A 4,109-nucleotide genomic window follows, 5' to 3' on the forward strand; every position below is an offset into this window, starting at 1 on the left:
GGCCCGCGCCCGCGGTGAGCAGGCCGTACGCCACCGCGGCGCCGGCCCCGCCCGCGCCGAGCAGCACCACGGAGCCCAGGTCGACGCCGGGCAGCCCCGTCCGGAGCCCGCGCGCGAAGCCGGACCAGTCGGTGTTGTGCCCGATCGCGCGGCCGTCTTCGAACACGACGGTGTTGACCGCGGCCAGCGCGGCCGCGTCCGGAGACAGCTCGTCGAGGTGGTCGAGCACGACCTGCTTGCACGGGTGCGTGATGTTCAGCCCGCGGTACCCCGCTTCCCGGGCCGCGGCCAGCATCGGGCCGACGGCGGTGGCCGGGACGTCGTGGTCGTCGAGGTCGAACCGGGCGTAAACCAGCTCCAGCCCGAGCCGGCGAGCCTCGGTCTCGTGCAGCGGCGGGCTCAGTGACGGGCCGATGCCCGTGCCGATCAGGCCGGTGAGCACCGTGCCCGGCGTGGCCCGCGCCGCGTGGGCGCGGATCGCGTCGGCGGCGGATGACAAGGTCACGAGCCCTCCCCTAATGTACGAACTAGTACGTTATTTGTACCACGGCCTAGAGTGGGCAGCACCAGCTGAAGCGAGGAAGGAAGTCCGTGGCAGCACCGACGTCGGGCGAAGTGGCGAACAGCGGACCCGAACGCGTCCGCGACGCGGACCGGACCCGCACCGAGATCCTGGACACCGCCGCCCGTGAGTTCGCCGAAAAGGGCTTCGACGGCGCCCGGGTGGACGAGATCGCCGCGAAGACCCGCACGACCAAGCGGATGATCTACTACTACTTCACCAACAAGGACCAGCTGTTCGTCGAGGTGCTCGAACGGGCGTACACGGTCATCCGCTCGCTCGAGCAGAACCTCGACGTCGACCACCTCGACCCCGCCGAGGCGATCCGGCAGCTCGCCGGGCTCACCTTCGACCACCACGAGTCCCACCCGGACTTCGTGCGGCTGGTCAGCATCGAGAACATCCACCGCGCCGAGCACATCGCCCGGTCGAGCGCGCTGTCCAACCTGGCCAACCCGGCCCTCGACGTGCTCACCCGCATCCTCGCGCGCGGCCGCGAAACCGGGCAGTTCCGCGACGACGTCGACGCGCTCGACGTGCACATGGCCATCAGCGCGTTCTGCGTGTTCCGCACGGCGAACCGGCACACGTTCAACGCGATCTTCGACCGCGACATGCTCGACCCGGCCTTCCGGGACCACCACCGGCGGATGGTCGCCGACATGCTCGTCAGCTACCTGACGTCTCGCTGATCCGCACGATCCGGTCCGTCACCGGCGGGTACCGGGCGAGCACATCCGGGTCGTGCCCCGGCACGACCGGGCCGGAGCCGGCCAGCTCGCGGACCCGGTCGAAGGCGCCGTACACGCCGGTCATCGAGTGCAGCACCGGCGCCGGGCGGTCGGTCTCGATGTTCTCGTGGAAGTGGCTGGCGTCCGAGGCCAGCACCACCGGCCCGGAGCCGGTCTCGACCCGCACGACCTGCGTGCCTGCCGTGTGCCCGCCGACGAGGTGGACGCTCAGCCCCGGCACGACTTCCGCGTCCCCGTCGACCGGATCGGCCCGCAGGTCTTCGAGCACCACTTCGTCGAGCAGCCACCGTTCCCGCTCGATCCGCTTGGCCCACGGTCCGGTCCAGTAGTCCACTTCGGACCGCTGGACCACGACCCGCGCGTCCGGGAAGGCGGCGACCGTGCCGCAGTGGTCGTAGTGCAGGTGCGTGAGGACGACGTGGTCCACCGCCGCCGGGGCGACACCCAGTTCGGCGAGCAAGCGGACGGGCTCGACGTAGTCCAGCCCGTCGATTTCGCGCGCCCGCTCGGCCCGGATGCCCGCGTCGACGAGCACCGTGTGCGCCGGCGAGACCGCCAGCCAGACGTAGTACGCGGTCGGGTGCGGGTCCGCGGAATTCCCGTCGTAGCCCAGGAAGTGCTCACCGCGGAAGCCCGTCCGCCGTCCGTAGCAGAGCGCGTAGACCTCGAACTCGTTCATCGCGGAACGGCGACCTCGCCGCGCACCGGCTCCTTGCGGCCGAGCAACGCGGTCGGCACCCGGAAGGTCTCCTTCCCGGTGGCCACGGCGATGACGTTGACCAGGCACAGCGCGGCGGTGAAGACGGCAACGCCCAGCCACGCGCCCCGGCCCGTCCCGGTGACGCCCACCGCGATGGTCGGCAGGAACCCGCTGATCGCGAACCCGATCTGGGTCCCGATCGCGGTGCCGGACAGGCGAACCCGCGCGGGGAACATCTCGCCGTAGAACGACGGCCACACGGCGCTCGTGGCGGTGTAGACGATCCCGAACATCCCGATGCCGACGACGAAGATCCACAGGTAGCTGCCTGCCGCGATGGCGCCGAGGTAGGCGAAGATCAGGACCGCGCAGCCCAGCGACCCGCCGATGAAGATCCGCTTGCGGCCGACGCGGTCGGAAAGCTTGGCCCACAACGGGATCGAGATCACGGCGGCGACGTTGGCCAGCACGCCGACCCACAGCATCGGCGTCTTGCTCAGCCCCGCGGTGTTGACGGCGTAGCTGAGCGCGTAGACGGTGAAGATCGTGCTGACGGAAGCGATCAGGGCCGCGACGACGACGCGCAGGACGTCGGCCCAGTGGTCCCGCAGCAGCACGGCCAGCGGCAGCTTCACGACCTCGCCGCCGGCGACTTCCTCCTGGAACACCGGGGTCTCGTCCAGCGAGCGGCGGATGTAGTAGCCGACCAGCACGACGACGGCGCTGAGCCAGAACGGGACCCGCCAGCCCCAGGACAGCAGCGCATCCTGCGGCAACGCGGCCACCGGCAGGAACACCGCGGTCGCCAGGATCTGCCCGGCCTGCGTGCCGCTGAGGGTGAAGCTCGTGTAGTACGCGCGCCGGTGCTCGGGGGCGTGTTCGAGGCTCATGGAGTTCGCGCTCGCCTGCTCGCCACCGGCGGACAGGCCCTGCAGCAACCGCAGCGCGACCAGCAGAACCGGCGCGGCCACGCCCCAGCTGCCGTACGCGGGCAGGCAGCCGACGAGCACGGTGGACAGGCCCATCAGCAGGAGCGTCGCCAGCAGCACGCGCTTGCGGCCGAACTTGTCCCCCAGGTGCCCCAGCAGCAGTGCGCCGAGCGGCCGGGAGACGTAACCGACGCCGAAGGTCGACAGCGCGAGCAACGTGCCGGTCGCCGGCGACGAGGCCGGGAAGAAGATCTTGTTGAAGACCAGCGCGGCGGCCGTGCCGTAGATGAAGAAGTCGTAGTACTCGAGCGCGCTGCCGATCCACGCGGCCAGCGCCGCCTTCGCCGGCCTGCCTGCGGGAGGGGTGTCCACTGCGCCGTCCGGCCGATCGGTCACGTCAATCTCCTCCGCGGGTGCGCCACTGCAGTCCGAGTAACTAACCGGTTAGGTATGTACCGTACGGTTAATTAGAGAGATTGAACGGCGCCCGCGGGCTTGTCAAGTACCGGTTCTCAGGACGGCGGGGTGAGGTCCCGGCAGAGCGCCTGGGGGAACGCCGGTTCGACGGCCAGGATTTCGCCGCAGCCGCCGTCCTTGGCCGAGGCGAAACTCGTCCAGCCGCCGCCCGCCCAGCGGTAGGCGACCCGGTTCGCGGCCTGGCCGCGCCGCGACAGGTCGTGGATCAGCCAGTTCTGGTCGCACGCCCGCGTGGTGCCCGGGTGCTCGGCCTCCGCGGCGAACTCGAGCTGCGCGATCCACGCCGCGGCGCAGTGGTCGGCGGGTGGCTCGCAGCCGAGGATCTTGTCGCACTTCCTCCAGCCGCCGGGCAGCAGCCGCCAGCTCTCCCCGGCGTTGACGATCACCGGGCGCTTGCCGATCGGCGCTGCCGTCTTCACCGGGAAGTCGGCCGTTGTCCGCGGGCACTCCGGGCCCGCCGGGGGCCGGAACTGGACGTCGGCGTCGATCCGCTCGGCGGCCTCGGTGACCCGCGCGTGCGGCTCGAGGGCGCAGGAGGGCAGGTCGACGCGCAGCACCGCGGTGTGGTCGTCCGGGCCCGGCCGGACGTCGGTGACCCACGCGGCCACGACCGCCGGGGCGGCCGCCACGACCGGCGGGGCCGAAGAGGTCACCGCCGTGGTTTCCGGTGCGGCGGTGGTCCGGTACGG

4 protein-coding genes and 1 pseudogene are annotated in these 4,109 nt (G+C 71.3%); 1 reads left to right on the forward strand and 4 read right to left on the reverse strand.

Features of this window, described 5'->3' with window-relative positions:
- Positions 1–499: pseudogene (locus tag G3I65_RS19860) on the reverse strand (shikimate dehydrogenase); the annotation flags it as partial.
- Between the two features lie 92 nt (positions 500–591).
- On the opposite strand from G3I65_RS19860, the gene G3I65_RS19865 reads away from it, so the two are divergent.
- Positions 592–1,254: a TetR/AcrR family transcriptional regulator gene (locus tag G3I65_RS19865; RefSeq protein ID WP_160697439.1), complete on the forward strand. Its 663-nt coding sequence runs from the start codon at positions 592–594 to the stop codon at positions 1,252–1,254.
- Here G3I65_RS19865 and G3I65_RS19870 read toward each other — a convergent pair.
- The 3 genes from G3I65_RS19870 to G3I65_RS19880 form a co-directional block, all read right to left on the reverse strand.
- A complete protein-coding gene (locus G3I65_RS19870) occupies positions 1,232–1,993 on the reverse strand; it encodes an N-acyl homoserine lactonase family protein (RefSeq protein WP_160697440.1) in 762 nt (253 codons plus the stop codon). The genes G3I65_RS19865 and G3I65_RS19870 overlap by 23 nt on opposite strands.
- Complete coding sequence (locus G3I65_RS19875) at positions 1,990–3,339, reverse strand: MFS transporter (protein WP_309235570.1); 1,350 nt, start codon at positions 3,337–3,339, stop codon at positions 1,990–1,992. The genes G3I65_RS19870 and G3I65_RS19875 overlap by 4 nt, the downstream gene beginning before the upstream one ends.
- A 116-nt stretch (positions 3,340–3,455) precedes the next feature.
- Positions 3,456–4,109, reverse strand: a 654-nt coding sequence (locus tag G3I65_RS19880; RefSeq protein ID WP_203612435.1) for a hypothetical protein, incomplete at its 5' end; no start/stop codon positions are given.

The organism is Amycolatopsis sp. SID8362, assembly GCF_010550475.1.
Classification (GTDB): domain Bacteria; phylum Actinomycetota; class Actinomycetes; order Mycobacteriales; family Pseudonocardiaceae; genus Amycolatopsis; species Amycolatopsis eburnea.